The organism is Arcicella sp. LKC2W (genome assembly GCF_034931005.1).
In the GTDB taxonomy this organism is placed as follows: domain Bacteria; phylum Bacteroidota; class Bacteroidia; order Cytophagales; family Spirosomataceae; genus Arcicella.
On sequence record NZ_JAYGIN010000014.1, the window covers coordinates 186,052 to 203,179 of the forward strand.

13 protein-coding genes are annotated in these 17,128 nt (G+C 35.8%); 9 read left to right on the forward strand and 4 right to left on the reverse strand.

What is annotated here, in order from left to right; translation table 11 throughout:
* Positions 1-147 precede the first annotated feature (147 nt).
* The 8 genes from purL to VB796_RS12865 all read left to right on the forward strand — a co-directional run bounded on the left by purL (position 148) and on the right by VB796_RS12865 (position 12,182).
* On the forward strand, positions 148-3,894 hold the full coding sequence (purL, locus tag VB796_RS12830) for a phosphoribosylformylglycinamidine synthase (RefSeq protein WP_323346948.1): 3,747 nt from the start codon (positions 148-150) through the stop codon (positions 3,892-3,894).
* A gap of 188 nt (positions 3,895-4,082) precedes the next feature.
* Positions 4,083-4,547, forward strand: coding sequence for a hypothetical protein (locus VB796_RS12835; RefSeq protein ID WP_323346949.1), 465 nt, complete (start codon positions 4,083-4,085; stop codon positions 4,545-4,547).
* Positions 4,547-4,951 carry a hypothetical protein gene (locus tag VB796_RS12840; RefSeq protein WP_323346950.1) on the forward strand — a complete coding sequence of 135 codons (405 nt, stop codon included), beginning with the start codon at positions 4,547-4,549 and terminating at the stop codon, positions 4,949-4,951. Before VB796_RS12835 ends, VB796_RS12840 begins: the two co-directional genes overlap by 1 nt.
* Positions 4,952-5,470: 519 nt before the next feature.
* A complete protein-coding gene (locus tag VB796_RS12845) occupies positions 5,471-7,897 on the forward strand; it encodes a TonB-dependent receptor (RefSeq protein ID WP_323346951.1) in 2,427 nt (808 codons plus the stop codon).
* 148 nt (positions 7,898-8,045) lie between these two features.
* Positions 8,046-9,185, forward strand: a complete 1,140-nt coding sequence (locus tag VB796_RS12850) for a DUF4249 domain-containing protein (RefSeq protein WP_323346952.1) — start codon at positions 8,046-8,048, stop codon at positions 9,183-9,185.
* 76 nt (positions 9,186-9,261) lie between these two features.
* Positions 9,262-10,326, forward strand: a complete 1,065-nt coding sequence (hemH, locus tag VB796_RS12855) for a ferrochelatase (RefSeq protein ID WP_323346953.1) — start codon at positions 9,262-9,264, stop codon at positions 10,324-10,326.
* 492 nt (positions 10,327-10,818) lie between these two features.
* Complete coding sequence (locus VB796_RS12860; protein WP_323346954.1) at positions 10,819-11,712, forward strand: EamA/RhaT family transporter; 894 nt, start codon at positions 10,819-10,821, stop codon at positions 11,710-11,712.
* 53 nt (positions 11,713-11,765) lie between these two features.
* The gene (locus VB796_RS12865; protein WP_323346955.1) at positions 11,766-12,182 is read left to right on the forward strand and encodes a hypothetical protein; all 417 of its coding nucleotides are present in this window, start codon (positions 11,766-11,768) and stop codon (positions 12,180-12,182) included.
* A 2-nt stretch (positions 12,183-12,184) separates the two neighbouring features.
* Here the strand turns inward: VB796_RS12865 and VB796_RS12870 are convergent, their stop codons facing one another.
* The 3 genes from VB796_RS12870 to VB796_RS12880 form a co-directional block, all read right to left on the reverse strand.
* Positions 12,185-12,748 (reverse strand): DNA-3-methyladenine glycosylase, encoded by a 564-nt coding sequence (locus tag VB796_RS12870; RefSeq protein ID WP_323346956.1) that lies wholly within the window; start codon positions 12,746-12,748, stop codon positions 12,185-12,187.
* A 227-nt stretch (positions 12,749-12,975) separates the two neighbouring features.
* Positions 12,976-13,635: a cyclase family protein gene (locus tag VB796_RS12875; protein ID WP_323346957.1), complete on the reverse strand. Its 660-nt coding sequence runs from the start codon at positions 13,633-13,635 to the stop codon at positions 12,976-12,978.
* Complete coding sequence (locus tag VB796_RS12880) at positions 13,632-13,874, reverse strand: CBU_0592 family membrane protein (RefSeq protein ID WP_323346958.1); 243 nt, start codon at positions 13,872-13,874, stop codon at positions 13,632-13,634. The genes VB796_RS12875 and VB796_RS12880 overlap by 4 nt, the downstream gene beginning before the upstream one ends.
* A 123-nt stretch (positions 13,875-13,997) precedes the next feature.
* Here VB796_RS12880 and VB796_RS12885 point away from each other — a divergent pair, with 123 nt between their 5' ends.
* A complete protein-coding gene (locus VB796_RS12885; protein WP_323346959.1) occupies positions 13,998-14,429 on the forward strand; it encodes a peptidylprolyl isomerase in 432 nt (143 codons plus the stop codon).
* A gap of 167 nt (positions 14,430-14,596) precedes the next feature.
* Here the strand turns inward: VB796_RS12885 and VB796_RS12890 are convergent, their stop codons facing one another.
* A complete protein-coding gene (locus VB796_RS12890; protein WP_323346960.1) occupies positions 14,597-17,098 on the reverse strand; it encodes an FtsK/SpoIIIE family DNA translocase in 2,502 nt (833 codons plus the stop codon).
* Positions 17,099-17,128 lie beyond the last annotated feature (30 nt).

A 17,128-nucleotide genomic window follows, 5' to 3' on the forward strand; every position in this document is an offset into this window, starting at 1 on the left:
AAATCCCATCTCCCCAACCAAGCCTATTTATTATACGGCAAAGGCTTAAATCCTATCTCTGCCAAATCCAAGCATAAATATCTCGCTTTGTTCATTTTTAAGCCCTAAATTTGTACTCTTCAATGTTTAATCAAAATTGCTTATAAAATGATTCATTTCTTCGGAAGTCCTTGGAGTGCTAACTCCAACACCGTTTTTGCGGTTCAAACGAAAGACCAATTCTCTCAAGAAGACATCTCTAAATTGTTGTGGTTATTTAATAGTTCGCTTGACAATAAATATACCATCACCAATAATAATGAATCATCGCTGAATGCAGTTTTTGTGGGGCCTCGTGCTGCTATGATTACGCCTTGGAGTACCAATGCCGTAGAAATCACGCAAAATATGGGTATTTCGGGCATTATCAGAATTGAAGAATTTACAGAAGTATCGGAAGATTTTACGGATTTCGACCCGATGCTTTCTCAAAAATATACCCAACTCCACCAATCAATTTATACCGTTAATGTTCAGCCTGAGCCAATTTTAGAAATTGAAGACATTGCGGCTTACAACAAACAAGAAGGATTGTCACTGAGTAATGAGGAGGTTGATTATTTGAATAATTTATCTGTAAAATTAGGTAGAAAATTAACGGATTCTGAGGTTTTTGGATTCTCGCAAGTAAACTCGGAACACTGTCGCCACAAAATTTTTAACGGTACTTTTGTTATCGACGGAGAAGAAAAAGAAACTTCGCTTTTCAAATTAATCAAGAAGACTTCGCAAGAAAATCCAAACGATATTGTTTCTGCTTATAAAGATAACGTTGCCTTCATCAAAGGTCCAAAAGTTACGCAATTTGCCCCTCTAAGTGCTGATAAACCCGATTTTTACGCTGAAAAAGAATTTGATTCTGTCATTTCTGTCAAAGCAGAAACGCATAATTTCCCTACTACGGTTGAGCCTTTCAATGGGGCTGCAACAGGTTCGGGTGGTGAAATTCGTGACCGTTTAGCGGGCGGACAAGGTTCTTTACCGTTGGCAGGAACAGCTGTTTATATGACTTCTTATTCACGTTTAGAAGAAAATCGTCTTTGGGAAAAAGGTATGAATGAGCGTGATTGGTTGTATCAAACGCCAATGGATATTTTGATTAAAGCCTCAAATGGTGCGTCTGATTTTGGAAATAAATTCGGTCAGCCATTGATTACGGGTTCGGTTTTAACTTTTGAACACGAAGAAACCCCCTCTAACTCCCCCGATGGAGGAGAACAAAAAAGCCGCAAATTAGGTTTCGATAAAGTAATTATGTTGGCGGGTGGAATTGGCTATGGAAAAGAAAGTCAAGCCATTAAGCAAAAGCCAAGTGTAGGCGATAAAGTGGTGATTTTGGGCGGTGAAAACTACCGAATTGGTATGGGAGGAGCGGCAGTTTCTTCGGCTGATACGGGTGCTTTTGGTTCGGGAATTGAATTAAATGCTATTCAACGTTCTAATCCAGAAATGCAAAAACGTGCCGCCAACGCCATTCGTGGTTTGGTAGAAAGCGACCATAATCCAATTGTTTCTATTCACGACCACGGTGCGGGTGGACACTTAAACTGTCTTTCGGAATTGGTTGAAGAAACGGGCGGTTTGATTGATTTAGATAAATTACCAGTGGGCGACCCAACGCTTTCGGCTAAGGAAATTATCGGAAACGAGTCGCAAGAACGTATGGGTTTAGTGATTGGCGAAGCCGATTTAGACATACTCCAACGCATTGCCGACCGTGAACGCTCACCTATGTACGCAGTGGGTGATATTACGGGAAGTCACCGTTTTACGTTTGAATCGAAAACAACAGGAGCGAAGCCAATGGACTTTGCGATTGAAGATATGTTCGGAAGTTCTCCAAAAGTGATTATGGAGGATAAAACCATTGAAAGAAATTACGCAGCATTAGACTATTCATCTGAAAATATTCCTGCTTATTTGAATCAAGTGCTTCAATTAGAGGCAGTTGCTTGTAAAGATTGGTTAACTAATAAAGTTGACCGTTGCGTAGGCGGAAAAGTTGCGAAACAACAGTGTGCGGGACCTTTGCAGTTGCCTTTGAATAATGTTGGGGTGATGGCATTGGATTTTAAAGGAAAAGAAGGAATTGCCACCACCGTTGGCCATTCACCTGTGGCATCGTTAGTTGACCCTGTTGCAGGTTCAAGAACGGCTATCGGAGAAGCATTATCGAATATTGTTTTTGCCCCTTTGAAAGACGGTTTAAAATCAGTTTCATTATCAGCCAACTGGATGTGGGCTTGTAAAAATGCGGGTGAAGATGCCCGTTTATACGAAGCCGTGAAAGGTTGTTCAGACTTTGCCATTGAATTAGGAATCAATATTCCAACGGGGAAAGATTCACTTTCAATGAAACAAAAATATCCAAATGATGAAGTAATTGCCCCAGGAACCGTGATTATCTCAGCAGGTGGAAATTGCTCGGATATTACGCAAGTTGTTGAACCTGTGTTGAAAAGAAATGGTGGTAATATTTACTACTTAAATTTATCACAAGACTCATTCAAATTAGGTGGAAGTTCATTCGCACAAATTTTGAATAAAGTTGGTAAATCTGTCCCAACCATTACTAATTCAGCGTATTTCAAAACAGCTTTCAATACCTTACAAGACTTAATTAAAGCAGGGAAAATCAAAGCAGGTCACGACGTAGGTAGCGGTGGTTTGATTACGACTTTAGTAGAAATGTGCTTTGCTGATGTCAATTTGGGTGCAAATTACGATTTAAGTTCTTTGCGTGAAATTGATACCGTTAAGGCACTTTTTAACGAAAATATTAGTATTGTTTTCCAAGCGGATGCGGAAGTTGAAACCGTTTTTGCTCAACATAATATTGCCATTTTCAATATCGGACAAGTGGTTGAAGGTGATTCGGTTACGGTTAAAAATAATGCCGATTCATTTACCTTCAATGTTTCTGAATTAAGAGATACTTGGTATAAAACGTCATTCCTTTTAGATTCAAGACAATCTAAAAATGGAACTTCTTTAGAGCGTTATACAAATTACAAAAATCAACCATTGACTTATACTTTCCCTGCTCACTTTACAGGGAAATTGCCAAACTCCCTCCCTGTTGGGGAGGGTCGGGGTGGGGTTCGACCAAAAGCGGCTATTATTCGTGAAAAAGGTTCAAACTCAGAACGTGAAATGGCAAATGCGATGTTCTTGGCAGGTTTTGATGTAAAAGACGTTCACATGACGGATTTAATTTCTGGTCGTGAAACTTTGGAAGATATTCAGTTTATTGGTGCCGTTGGTGGATTCTCAAATTCAGACGTTTTAGGTTCAGCTAAAGGTTGGGCAGGAGCATTCTTGTACAACGAAAAAGCCAATACTGCTTTGAAAAACTTCTTCAAACGTGAAGATACACTTTCGGTTGGTATTTGTAATGGTTGTCAGTTGTTGATGGAATTGGAATTGATTAATCCAGACCATGAAGTCCACGGAAAAATGCAGCATAACGTTTCGCATAAACACGAAAGTATTTTTACATCGGTGAAAGTTCAGCAAAATAATTCGGTGATGCTTTCTACTTTAGAAGGAGCAACATTAGGCGTTTGGGTATCGCACGGAGAAGGAAAATTCAATTTGCCAGCTTCAGAAGACCAATATAATATCGTTGCAAAATATGGTTATGAAAGTTATCCAGCCAATCCAAATGGTTCAGATTATAATACGGCTATGATGTGTGATGCTACGGGAAGACACTTAGTAATGATGCCTCATATTGAACGTTCAACTTTCCCTTGGAACTGGGCAAATTATCCAGAAAGAGGACAAAAAGACGAAGTTTCTCCGTGGTTAGAGGCATTCGTGAATGCTAAAAAATGGATTGATGCTCAGGCATAGTAAGATTGATAGATTACGAAGAGAATCAAACAAAAAACTTTGAGTTTGATAGTTATTATAATGAAGCTATTTTTGCAACCCTGTTTAAACGGCTTCAAGAACAAAAAATCTTCTTCGAGCATCAAATTTAAACTAAAAGTTTAAATTTGAATTAAATTTGAATTTAATAAACTATTCTAATTAAATATATGGAATGTTTGTCAGTTAAATCTGAAATATCAGACACTTTTCGAAGTGTTAGAGATTTTTCGTTTCATGCGAAAAAAGAATCTTTGTATGACGAAGAAAAGATCAACGCATTTTTGGATACTATTTTAGAGTTTAAGCTAATTCTTGAAAAGAAAACAATGACGATTAATAACGTAATTGAAAAAATAGAAAAACTAACTTGGTATAATAATTTGGATGATGAATCTTTAATGCTAATCAACGATTTAATTTCCTCAATCAAAGATTTACATTCTACTTTAATTAGGCAGTATGTTTCTTTAAATATTATACGTTCTAAAGGAATAGCAAAAGAAGAATTAAAAAAATTTAAGATTGCCATTGATGATTTGAAAGAAACCTATCAAGACTTGGAGTCAGTATTTTTCTTTTTGCCAGAGATTCCTAATTTTAAAGAAACTACAACCTTATTATCTGTCATTTGATGAAAGTATTTTGTCTTGAAGAGTTTAAACTTGAATTTGAGAAACTAAGAAATAAAAAGTCATATAAATCAATTGAGAAAGATATAATAGATTACTTCTTTGGGAAAAGTGTTGAGGAGTTAAGTTCAGGAACAAGATTGAATAATAGTATTGATGCTCCCTACATTAAAAAGCGTTTAAATGGTAGAGGAGGATTTCGGTGTTATTTTTTGTTGGTCATTAAAGATGAAAATCTTTATTTAATGTTTGTTCATCCTAAGACAGGAACTTTAGGTTCTGATAACATAACTGACGAATCTAAAGCATATTTATACAGAAAAGTATATGAATGTATTGAAAATGAGAGTTTATACTTGTTAGAATTGAACACTGAGAATGATTCTATTAATTTTAAAAAAGTGTAATATTTATTAAGTTATAAATTTGCTATCAGCTAAATAGTTTACATACTTGTTATATTTCAAAAGGCACAAAAGAACATTTCTTTTGTGCCTTTTTTTAGTCTTTTTATCTGTGTATTGAATCCTTGAGGAAAATACAAATTCAGCAGAAGTATAGTAATAATCTATTTGTTGATAGGAATTATCAATTTGACTTATGGTTTTTCTCCTTTTAAATTTGTGTCTATAAATTAGTAATTCATGATATAGTTCTAAAAACAACGTTCTGTTGATTCATAGAGATTTTAAATCATCAAATGCTATTCACTAACACAAATAAAACAGCATTAGAGCAAGTCGGGCAGGATTTGTTTTAGTGCTTTTTTTATGATACAACTTTTGCTCTCTTAAATTGGTCATTATATCTACACATACCAAGAAAAGCAACATAATATGATATGTTTTTTTTAGAAATTAGCGTTCTTTGTAAGTAAAATTATCTCTCCAAAAACACAATCAATATTCACAACAAACAAAAATCGAATGTTTAAAAAATTACGATTCGTATTACTTACTAATCTTCTAACTTATTGCTTGATTTTCATTGCTTTATCAGATATTTCTGCTCAAAATAGAGAAATACAATTGCCAATGTTAGATGGAAAAGTGACAGACTCTAAAACTGGAGAGCCTATTGCAGGAGCAACTATTTCATTAGATTTTAAAAAGACAGGAATTACTACTGACACGGCTGGTTATTATCAATTGTATCTACCTATTGGCGAGTATATTATCAAGGTAAGTCATGTTGGATATAAGCCTTTTAGAATTAAATTGATGTTGACTTCCGACAAAAAAATGGATGTTCAGTTAGAGGATGTAACCAAAACTTTAGAGGAAGTTATCGTGTCAAGTCAGGCTACACGGAAAGATATTCAAACGCCTTCTTTGGGGGTAACGCTTTTGAGTATCAAGGGAATCAAAAAACTTCCTGCCATGATGGGCGAAGTGGATGTTATTCGTTCCCTCCAAACGCTTCCAGGTGTATCTTCTGTTGGTGAAGGCTCAAACGGAATTAATGTTCGTGGAGGAGCAATTGACCAGAATTTAATCTTCATCGACGAAGCCCCCGTTTTTAATCCGACGCACCTTTTTGGCTTATTTTCTGTATTTGCCTCTGATGCCATTCGTGAGCTGGAGCTTTACAAAGGTGGTGTGCCTGCTCGTTTTGGTGGTAGAACCGCTTCTATTTTAGATATTAAAATGATTGAACCCAATCTGGAAAAATTTAAAATGTCGGGAGGAATAGGTCTGGTTTCAAACCGTGCTATGGTTGAGGTGCCAATCATCAAAGATAAATTATCTATTTTGGCAGCAGGACGTTTATCTTACAATGACTTTTGGTTTAAACTTTTAGGTTCAGACAACATCAAAAATACACGTGCTAATTTTTATGATTTGGCAACGAAGGTTTTCTATCGTCCAAATAAAAATAACACTCTTTCATTGTCAACATATATAAGCCACGACTATTATCAGGTGGATTCTTTGTTTAGTTTAGATAATGTGATTGCCAGACAAACGCAATTTAATTATGGACACCTCAATTTTTCAGGACGTTGGAGCCATTACTTCAATACACGTTTGAGTATGGATGTTTTGGGTGTTGTAAGTAATTACAAAACTCGTACTTTTTCGCCAGATAGTGTTAATAGAATTGATTTGGGCAATAATATCAATTATAAAAATGTAAAAGTCAATTTTGATTTTAATCCGAATGATAATCATAAAATCAATTTTGGCTTGTCGGGAGTACGTTATGATATTTCTCCAGGAACACTAAATAAAGATATAAAATCAAGAATTGCTACTGTCATTTTACCTGATGAGCAATCAATGGAATTGGCGGCATTTGTGGATGATGAATATAAAGTAAGTAAGAAATTTACGATACAAGCAGGGCTTCGTTATGCGTTTTTTATGAATTTAGGCCCATATTCAATCAGAAAATATATTGACGGACAACCCCTAACAACTAATTCTCAGATTGGAATTGAAGAAATAGCAAGCGGTTCAATCGAAAAAAGTTATGGTGGCATTGAACCAAGAATTGCGATGAAATATTCAATTGGTGAAAATTCGACTATAAAATTGGGCTATAACAGAATGCAACAATTTATTCAGTTGCTTTCTAATAACACAACGCCTTTGCCAACTGCTCGTTGGAAAACCTCTGATACCTACATAAAGCCTCAACGAAGTGATTTTATCTCTTTAGGATATTTCAAGAATATCAAAGAAAACGTTTATGAGTTGTCGGCAGAAGGATATTACCGTGAAACCAATCATGTTTTGGATTATATTTCAGGAGCTAATTTACAACTGAATAATGCTATCGAAACTCAAATTGTATCAGGTCAAGCAAAGGCTTATGGTTTAGAATTGATGCTTACCAAAAAACGTGGTGAAATGAGTGGCTGGATTAGTTATACGTATGCTCGTTCATTACAACAAGTACGTGGGGATTATCCAGAATTACAACAAATTGCACAAGGAAATTGGTATCCATCTAACTACGACAAACCGCATACCGTAAACGCAATGGTTAATATTCAGCCAACAAAACACCATAGTTTTGCTTTTACTTTTGCTTATAATACTGGTCGTCCGTTCTCATCACCTTCTGGTTTGTTTCAATTAGATAATAAAAAATATCCTGTTTATGAAACTCGTAATAATGACCGTATTTCAGATTATCATCGCCTTGATTTTTCTTGGACAATCACCAATCCAAGTTTGAAAGAACAACGTTGGGAGGGAAGTTGGACATTTACAGTTTATAATCTCTACGGACGAAAAAATGCGTATTCAGTGTTCTTTAAACCAGTACCTGCAGGTATAAGAGCTTACGAGTTGAGCGTTTTTGGTGCTCCACTTATTTCATTAACATACAATTTTAAATTTTTGTAGAAGTAATAAGGTTTATTAGTGGCTTTGCAAAATAGTATGTAAGGTTTTGATTTACAGTTAATTATTGTTTTTTAAATTATCTGAAAATAATCAATGCTCAGTATTGAGTTACTAATACCCATTTACCGATACTTCAGAAACAATACTTATGAAAAAGAAATTTCCAATATATCTAATATTATTATTACTTCTCGTTGGTTCTTGCATTACGCCAATTACAGACTTTACACAAGTCTCTTCGCAAAGTTTTTTAGCGGTTGAGGCTGCGTTGACAGACCAATTTGGACCACACAAAGTGCGTTTATATATGTCTTCGGATAAATTGACAGGTAGTTTTTTTACCCCTGTTACCAAAGCCAAAGTATATATTTTAGATGATAAAGGTGTCAGACAAGACTTTACCGAAGTAACAACTTCAAAGGGTACATATTTGTCATCCTCCAATTTTGCAGGTCGTGTAGGCGGACGTTATGTTTTAAATATTGAAACTACGGAAGGGAAAAAATATCAATCAGTAGCTGAAACGATGAAAGCTGTGCCTGAAATTGAAAATTTAATTACTCGTTTTGAAGTGCAAGATAATTATGCAAAAGGTGATGCTCGTCGTGCAGGTTTTAATGTTTATCTCGATTTTCAAGACCCCAATACCACAGGAGACAACTATCAATGGTACTGGAAGCATTATCAACGAGCAGATATTTGTGAAACTTGTGTAGGCGGAAGTTATAATTTTAGATTGAATGCCTGTGTACAACCTGCTATTCCAACAGAGCAAACGTTGAGTTATAAATGTGCAGGTGATTGTTGGGACATTAGTTTTTCAACGGATTTGAATATTCTTTCAGATTCTTATTTGAATGGGCAGAGAATTACGGGAAAATTGGTCGCAAGAATCCCATTTGATGGTACGTCTCCTTATTATTTACAATTAGAACAAAGAGCAATTACTGCTAATTCTTATAATTATTACCAAAGTTTAAAAGCTCAAACCCAAAATAATGGAACCTTATTTGATGTTCCTGCTGAAACTCGTTTTAGCTTCAATATCAAATCAATCACAAATCCAGAAGAGAAAATTTTAGGTGTTTTTGATGTTTTTGCCGTTCGTAAAAGAATATTTTATATCGACAGAAATCCAGCCAATACGCAAGGAGAATTACCAATTCCGAGATATACTTTGGGCGAAATATTTGCTTGTCCTCCAGGTTCAATAAATTGTCAAGACTTGATACAATGTACCGATGGGGTATATCGTACGCCTTTCAAACCAGTAGGCTGGAAAGAATAAATAAACAAAGTAAAGTATTTTATGGTTAATTTTGAGTCTGATTAGACATAATAACCGTAAGTCTTATAAAAACATTATGCAAACCATTGAACCACAAACATTGTCAGAGTCTCAACAAAAAATGAAATTTAAAACAGGTGTATTGATTGTCAATCTGGGTACTCCTGATTCTCCTAATACACCCGATGTTCGTAAATATCTTCGTGAATTTTTGATGGATGGACGAGTGATTGATATTCCTGCTATTGGTCGCTGGCCTTTAGTAAATTTGATTATTGCTCCATTTCGTTCTCCTAAATCGGCTAAAATTTATAAAGAATTATGGGAAGATAGAGGTTCACCGCTTAAATTTTATGGAGAAGATGTTGAGAAAATGCTTCAAGATAGATTAGGCGAAGACTATGTTGTAAAATTGGCAATGCGTTATCAGTCGCCAAGTATGGATGATGCTTTAGAGCAGTTCAAAAAATCTGGTTTTCAGAAAATTATTGTCGTGCCGTTTTTCCCTCAATACGCTTCCGCAAGTACGGGTTCAGTGTTTGAAAAAACCATGAAAATAATGTCAGGATGGCAAATTATTCCCGAAGTAAAATTCACGAATACTTTTTTTGACCACCCTAAATTTATACAACATTTTGCCGATACTGCCCGAAAATATATGGCAGAAACCAATTTTGAGCATTTCCTTTTTAGCTATCACGGATTGCCAGAAAGACAAATGACCAAAGGTGATTGTACTGGAAATACTTGTAAATTTGGCTCTTGTTGTGATACCTTGCATTCAATGAATCAATATTGTTACAGAGCTCAATGTTTTGCTACAACACGATTGATGGTAAAGGAATTAGGTTTGAAAGAAGGAACATATACAACCGCATTTCAATCTCGTTTGGGCAGTGACCCTTGGATAAAACCATATACCGATGATGTTATCAAGGATTTAGCAAAAGCAGGAACAAAGAGTGTTTTGGCATTTTCGCCAGCTTTTGTTTCGGATTGTTTGGAAACTACTATTGAAGTAGGAGAGGAGTATAAAGAGATTTTTGAAGAAAATGGCGGTGAACATTGGCAATTAGTGGAAAGCCTTAATAATTCACCACTTTGGGTAGATTTATTAGAAGATTTAGTAAGAAAATCTTAATTGATAATGCAGTGAATTTGCTAAATAAAAACGGAATAAACGATTATTCCCCGCACAACCGCCGACAGGGCGAAAAGCCGCTGTCGGGGTGTCGGACTTAACCCTGACAGCGTTTTTTTATCCACAATGGAATTGCCCGTCAGCGGTTTGCGTAAATAAGTACATTGTTCCGAAATAAAATTCACAAAAATGGCACGAATTCAAAAGTTCGTGCCATTTTTGTGAATTCAATTTATTTATGGAACTATAAAGCGTTTTTCGCAAGATAAAATTAGACCACGGATTTCACAGATTTAACAGATTTACACTGGGACGCACAGTCTGATAAAATCAAGAATAATCTGACTGTCCGTCCCAGTGTAAATCCGTCGAATCTGTTAAATCTGTGGTCTAATCTTGTCTGCGACAAATAGTTTATACTTCCGTTTATTTATTGAAAGATAATTACTTGTACAAACCAATCGACCAATAACCGATTTCCAATAACCACTTATGATTTACTTAGCCCTCAGCGTATTTTTCTCCGTTTTATTGCTCATTAACTTTCGTGTTCATCCACGTTTTGGGGTTAATACTTTTCAAGCAATTATTCTCAATTATCCTGTTTGCTTTTTAACAGGTTTAATTTTCTTACCAAGTACCCAACATTTTTCAGTTGATTTTACCCAACCTTCTACGCTTTTTGCCATGCTTTTGGGTGTGGGTTTTGTGGTAACTTTTTTGTTATCAGGCATATCAACGCAAAGAATGGGCATTACAGCTACTTCATTGGCAAATAATATCTCTTTGGTAATTCCTGTGATTTTTAGTTTAGTTGTATTAAAAACAAGTCAAAATTTTGATGGATTAAACTATTTGGGTTTAGTCTTAGCCATCGTTGCAGTTGTTTTAAGTACCCTAAAAAAAGAAGAAAATACAGAAAGTCGTTCCGTAAAAACTTCCGATTGGTTGTTGCCGATTGTCGTATTTACGATGTACGGAATTACTAATACAACCTTCAATTTCTTGAATGCCAAATACGTAACTGCTTCTGGAAATACCATTCCTTTTACCTTAACTATTTTGATAGGCTCAATTGTTTTTGGAGGTATTGTCTTGATTTTGAGAATAATACAAGGGAAAGAAAAGTTAGAATTGAAAAGTCTTTGGGCAGCTTTTCCATTAGGCATTCCTAATTTTTTATCATTCTATTTTTTATTGAAAGCCTTAGATGCTTTTCAGAATAACGGAGCGTTTGTTTTGCCGATTTATAATATCAGCGTAATTCTAATTTCTGCTTTGATAGCCTTGATTTTCTTCCAAGAAAAACTGTCAAATCTTAATAAAGTTGGATTGGCTTTAGCAGTTATCGCCATCGGATTGATTTCGTATCAAGGACTTTTGTAACACGGACAGTCTTATTCGAAGTGATATTAGACAATAAACAAACTTGAAAACTTATGACAATTCTTGACGAATTAAAATATTTTTGGGAAGTTAATAATTTACCGATTGATGGAGGAGTAAAGGATAAATTCAATGAGGTAAATATTGGTAGATTTTCGTTTAAATATCCCAATTTAGACGGAAAAGCATTAATGTTACACGATTTGAATCATTTGATAACTGGATATAAAACCAACTGGACAGGAGAGTGCGAAGTCAGTGCTTGGGAAATAGCCAGTGGAGGAAGAAGAGGTTATCTAAGAACGTGGATTTATCCGATAAGTCTTGTATTGATTGGTATGGTTATTTGCCCCTTCAAAACATATAATGCTTTTGTGAAAGGTTTAGGAAAACGTAATAGCTTTATTATTTCTAACCAGACCAATATCTGGAAACTAACCAAATCGGAATTAATATTATTAGTTGGATAATTCTACTTCCGACTAACAAATTTATTATCCTTCAAATAAAACCGATAAGGCAAGTCTGCACCTTGCGTAATGCCAATTCTGGTAGTGGTAATGATTTCATTATCAGGGGTTTCAGTCTTTGGGGTAATGATTTTTAGGTCATTCTTCAAGATATTCCAATGATTCATTCCTTTATGAATTGCCATTGCTTGTACTAATTTTCCTGGCCCTGAGCATAAATTTTTGATTAAATCAGTCTTACGTCTTTCCTTCATCAATTCTATTCCGTCCACAGGTTCTAAAGCACGGATTAATACGGCTTCGCCAATGTCTTTTTGGTTAGTGGAAATATTGACACAAAAGTGCATTCCGTAAATTTGATAAACGTAAATTGTTCCTGCTTCGCCAAACATCGGAGCATTACGTTCACTTTTTCGTCGGTACGCATGGCAAGCGGGGTCATCTTGTAAATAACTTTCTGTTTCCACAATAATTCCCGCAGTTATCCCTTCTTCGCTTTCGTGTATGAGTGTGTATCCCAGTAATTGTTTGGCGACAGAAAGTGTATCTAAATTGAATAAATCCATATTCGTGTATCTGGGAATCTTTCCTGTGAAAGTAAAACGGAAGTATATACAATTTGACGCAAGTCAAGTTTTTTCAATAAAAACCTCACCCCGACCCCTCTCCGTTGGAGAGGGGAGTATTCGACCTCTTTTTTCTCCCCTTTCCAACGGAGAGGGGTCGGGGGTGAGGTTTTGCGTCAAATAGTATATAATTCCGAAGTAAAATAGGAAAGATTCCCGTCGTTATTCTAATCTAAAACGGCATAAGCTCTAACTGGAAATGTTCCCATACCCTTTACTTTTGGTGGTGTTGCCGAAAATTTAAAAGGAGTATTGGCTGGAATTTCTTTCAGATTGCAAAGATGTTCAACAATTAAAATTTCATTTTTCAGCAAAATTGTATGCACTGGACGAGATTTGCCTTCAACATCGTCAATATTATGAGAATCAATTCCCACTAATTTTACGCCTTGAGAAACCAAATATTCAGCCGCATCGGCAGTCAGAAATGGATTGTTAGAATAATAGGCATCTGTTTTCCAATTTTCGTCCCAATTGGTGTTTACCAACATAGCTTTATTGTGTAGGTCTAAACCTTCAAAATTTGACTTATCAATCCGTAAAGTTTGTTGATAAGGAATTTGAATTAGTACGGCATCCAACATGGCAGTTTGTTCAATCAAGATTTCAGATAAATCTTTGCCGTCTTCGTAACGGTGAAAAGGCGTATCCAAATACGTACCCGTATTAGAAACCATTTCAATTTTTCCCATCTGAAAAGATGTTCCTTCTTCATACCATTGTTTGGATTCCTCACGAGTCCAAAAATCGCAAATAACGGGTGCTGGCAGGCCTTTATAAGTAACAACGCCTTCTTCAATGGTATGGCTTAAATCTATAAATCTCATGATTTTTTGTTTTTTAGTAAGGCAAAAATGGCAATAAAAACCCAAACAACATTGACCATTGCCGATGGATAAGCCTTGTGATGAATTGTATTAACGATAAAAAAAATACCTCCTATAAGATTGGCTAATTGATAGGCGGTAGATGTGGAGGGAATTTTATTAAGCGAATTGAGAGCAAATGCTCCAACGATGAGTATTGAGGCTATCCAGCCAATAAATTCAATAATTAGTTCGTTCATTCAATAAAATTATAGATTGTTTTTCGTACTTCAAATTTTCAGACTAAACTAAAACTATATTTTCAAATTAGCATATTTAGCGGGCATTCCCGACCTTTGCCCAAATTTTAACAAACATAGACAATGGCACAAGTAAAATCGGGCGATAAAATTAACGTCCACTACACAGGAAAATTGACTGATGGAACTATTTTCGATAGTTCAGCAGGACGTGAACCTTTAGAGTTTGAAGTTGGTTCTGGAATGGTTATCAAAGGTTTTGATGAAGGCGTTACAGGTATGAGTGTAGGTGAGAAAAAAACGATTCATATTCCTGCGGCGGAGGCTTACGGAGAAGTTGACCAAAATTATTTGGCGGTTTTCAACAAAGCTGAAATTCCTGCTGATATTCCTTACGAAGTAGGTATGCAATTAAATATGCACCAAGATGGTTCTGGACAAGTAATGCCAGTAACGGTGGTTGAAGTAACTGATTTGACTATCACTTTGGATGCTAATCACCCTTTGGCTGGAAAGGATTTAATTTTTGATTTGGACTTAGTTTCTATTGGGTAAGTGAGGAGAAATGGGGGATGAGTAATGGGGTTATGGGTAATTAGGTAATGGAGTTATGAGTAAAGTATAACCCATAATCCCCTCAACTTCATAACTCATAACTCCATACCCCTTAACTCCATACCCCTTAACTCCATAACTCATAACTCCTTAACTTCATTCCCTTCCTAAAGTTCTTTTAGCAATCTCTCCAAAGCATCCATATCTTTTACCAATACTTCACGAGCTTTTGAGCCTTCAAAAACACCTACAATTCCTGCTGCTTCTAATTGGTCAATTAATCGTCCTGCACGGTTGTATCCTAATTTTAATCGTCTCTGAATCAATGAAGTAGAGCCTTGTTGATGCGTTACAATTAAGCGAGCGGCATCATCAAAGAATGGGTCACGATTGCTGGCATCAAATTCTGCTTTATCATTTCCGCCTTCATTATCTCCTTCAAACTCTGGCAACATATACGCAGAATCATAGCCTTGTTGATTGCCGATAAAATCACAAACGTCGTCCACTTCTGGAGTATCTACAAAAGCACATTGTAAACGAATAATATCCGAACCCGTCGAGAGTAACATATCTCCCATACCTACTAATTGTTCTGCTCCACCTGTGTCTAAAATGGTTCTTGAGTCAATTTTTGACGTTACTTTAAATGACAAACGAGCAGGGAAGTTTGCTTTAATCGTACCCGTAATTACGTTTACCGAAGGACGTTGCGTAGCAATTACCAAGTGAATACCAATGGCACGAGCCAACTGAGCCAAACGAGCAATAGGTTGTTCAACTTCTTTACCTGCGGTCATCATTAAGTCGGCTAATTCGTCAATAACCAAGACAATATAAGGCATGAAATAATGACCTTTTTCTGGATTTAATCTTCTATTGACAAATTTTACGTTGTATTCTTTCAAATTTCTACAACCTGCATCTTTCAATAAATTATAACGATTATCCATTTCGATACACAATGAATTGAGGGTGTGTACAACCTTTTTAGTATCGGTAATAATGGCTTCGGCAGAGTTTGGTAACATTGCCAAAAAGTGGCGTTCTATTTTATTGAAAAGCGTTAATTCTACCTTTTTGGGGTCAACCAATACAAACTTTAATTGTGATGGATGCTTTTTGTATAATAACGAAGTCAAAATCATGTTCAAACCAACTGACTTTCCTTGTCCTGTTGCTCCCGCCATTAATAAGTGTGGCATTTTGGCAAGGTCGGTAACAAAGATTTCATTACTGATGGTTTTACCCAAAACAATTGGTAAATCAGCGGTTGATTTTTGGAATTTCTCTGAACCAATTACCATTCTGACAGGCACCATTTCACGGTTTTTGTTTGGTACTTCAATACCAATTGTCCCTTTTCCTGGAATTGGAGCAATAATACGAATTCCCAAAGCCGCTAATGAAAGGGCAATATCATCTTCTAAATTTTTGATTTTAGAAATTCTAACCCCAGCATCTGGAATAATTTCGTAAAGCGTAACGGTTGGTCCAATCGTAGCTTTAATTGAGGCAATTCCGATTCCATAGTTACCCAAAGTCTCCACAATTTTATCAGAATTTGCCTTCAATTCTTCCTGCGAAACATTGGCTTTACCTGTATCATATTCCTTCATTAAATCTAAAGTTGGGAATTTATAATGCGGTAAATCAAGCATTGGGTCGTACAAACCAAACTTTTTCAATAACTCTTCGTTGACGGCATCTTTTTCATCTAAAACTATTGGCGTTTCTTCTTCTTCGATGGTTTCTGGAATGTCTTCGACATTTTCAATCGTCAATGAAATTTCACCCTTTGGACTTTTAGTCGTTGGCGTTGGCGTTGTCACAACTGGCGGAAGGTACGGGCGAATATTCTCTTCATCGTGATTATCAACATGGTCGATAGTTAAATCTTCCAATTCCTCCTCAATAATTGGTGGAGCTTGTAAATCTTGACGAACTCTTTGTATATTTTTAGCATTTGCGATGTCTTTTTCAACTAATACTTCTTCCTCTTCATCGTCAGCTTCTTGCAAAACGGTTTGTGAATTTAATTTATCCGAAAGTTTACTTACTGAGTCGATTCCGTAATAATAAACCACAAAAACAATCAGCACGAACATAATGACTAAAATTGATGCCCAGCCAATTACACCATACAGACTTTGATTAATAAAATAACCGATTCCTCCGCAAACGTTGCTTAATGTTGCTTGTGCGTCGAGCATGAATACAAAAAAACCAAAGAAACAGCTAAACCAAAATGTATAAAATAAGGCTTGCCAAGTAAGATTTTCTAAGGGAATAAGTTCTCTTTTGAAACTCATTTTGAACCCTGAAACAAATAGTATTGGAATCAACAAAAATGCTGACCAACCAAATAATTCAAATATCAATAAATGAGATAATTTTGCTCCGTACAAGCCAAAAGGATTAGCTGTTTTTTTATTCTTCTGAGTATGTGCTAATGCTGCATCAATTTCACTCTGGTCGGCATTTCCTGTGAAAAGATGAGAGAAAAACGAAATGAGCATAAACGCTGCTACGAGCATAAACAAAACCCCCACAACAAACTTGAATTGTTCATTTTGGGTTAAACTCTTAAAGTTAAAATCAAATGATAATTGTTTATTTGGTTTTCGTTCTTTAGGACGGTCTGCGATTTTGGGGATATTCTTTGCCATAGTAAGGATGTTTGTTGATTGCGGATTTTC

Excerpts from the sequence above, each read along its gene's own strand:
- purL (WP_323346948.1), top strand. The coding sequence starts at position 148 with ATGATTCATTTCTTCGGAAGTCCTTGGAGTGCTAACTCCAACACCGTT.
- VB796_RS12835 (WP_323346949.1), top strand. The coding sequence starts at position 4,083 with ATGGAATGTTTGTCAGTTAAATCTGAAATATCAGACACTTTTCGAAGT.
- VB796_RS12840 (WP_323346950.1), top strand. The coding sequence starts at position 4,547 with ATGAAAGTATTTTGTCTTGAAGAGTTTAAACTTGAATTTGAGAAACTA.
- VB796_RS12845 (WP_323346951.1), top strand. The coding sequence starts at position 5,471 with ATGTTTAAAAAATTACGATTCGTATTACTTACTAATCTTCTAACTTAT.
- VB796_RS12850 (WP_323346952.1), top strand. The coding sequence starts at position 8,046 with ATGAAAAAGAAATTTCCAATATATCTAATATTATTATTACTTCTCGTT.
- hemH (WP_323346953.1), top strand. The coding sequence starts at position 9,262 with ATGCAAACCATTGAACCACAAACATTGTCAGAGTCTCAACAAAAAATG.
- VB796_RS12860 (WP_323346954.1), top strand. The coding sequence starts at position 10,819 with ATGATTTACTTAGCCCTCAGCGTATTTTTCTCCGTTTTATTGCTCATT.
- VB796_RS12865 (WP_323346955.1), top strand. The coding sequence starts at position 11,766 with ATGACAATTCTTGACGAATTAAAATATTTTTGGGAAGTTAATAATTTA.
- VB796_RS12870 (WP_323346956.1), bottom strand. The coding sequence starts at position 12,748 with ATGGATTTATTCAATTTAGATACACTTTCTGTCGCCAAACAATTACTG.
- VB796_RS12875 (WP_323346957.1), bottom strand. The coding sequence starts at position 13,635 with ATGAGATTTATAGATTTAAGCCATACCATTGAAGAAGGCGTTGTTACT.
- VB796_RS12880 (WP_323346958.1), bottom strand. The coding sequence starts at position 13,874 with ATGAACGAACTAATTATTGAATTTATTGGCTGGATAGCCTCAATACTC.
- VB796_RS12885 (WP_323346959.1), top strand. The coding sequence starts at position 13,998 with ATGGCACAAGTAAAATCGGGCGATAAAATTAACGTCCACTACACAGGA.
- VB796_RS12890 (WP_323346960.1), bottom strand. The coding sequence starts at position 17,098 with ATGGCAAAGAATATCCCCAAAATCGCAGACCGTCCTAAAGAACGAAAA.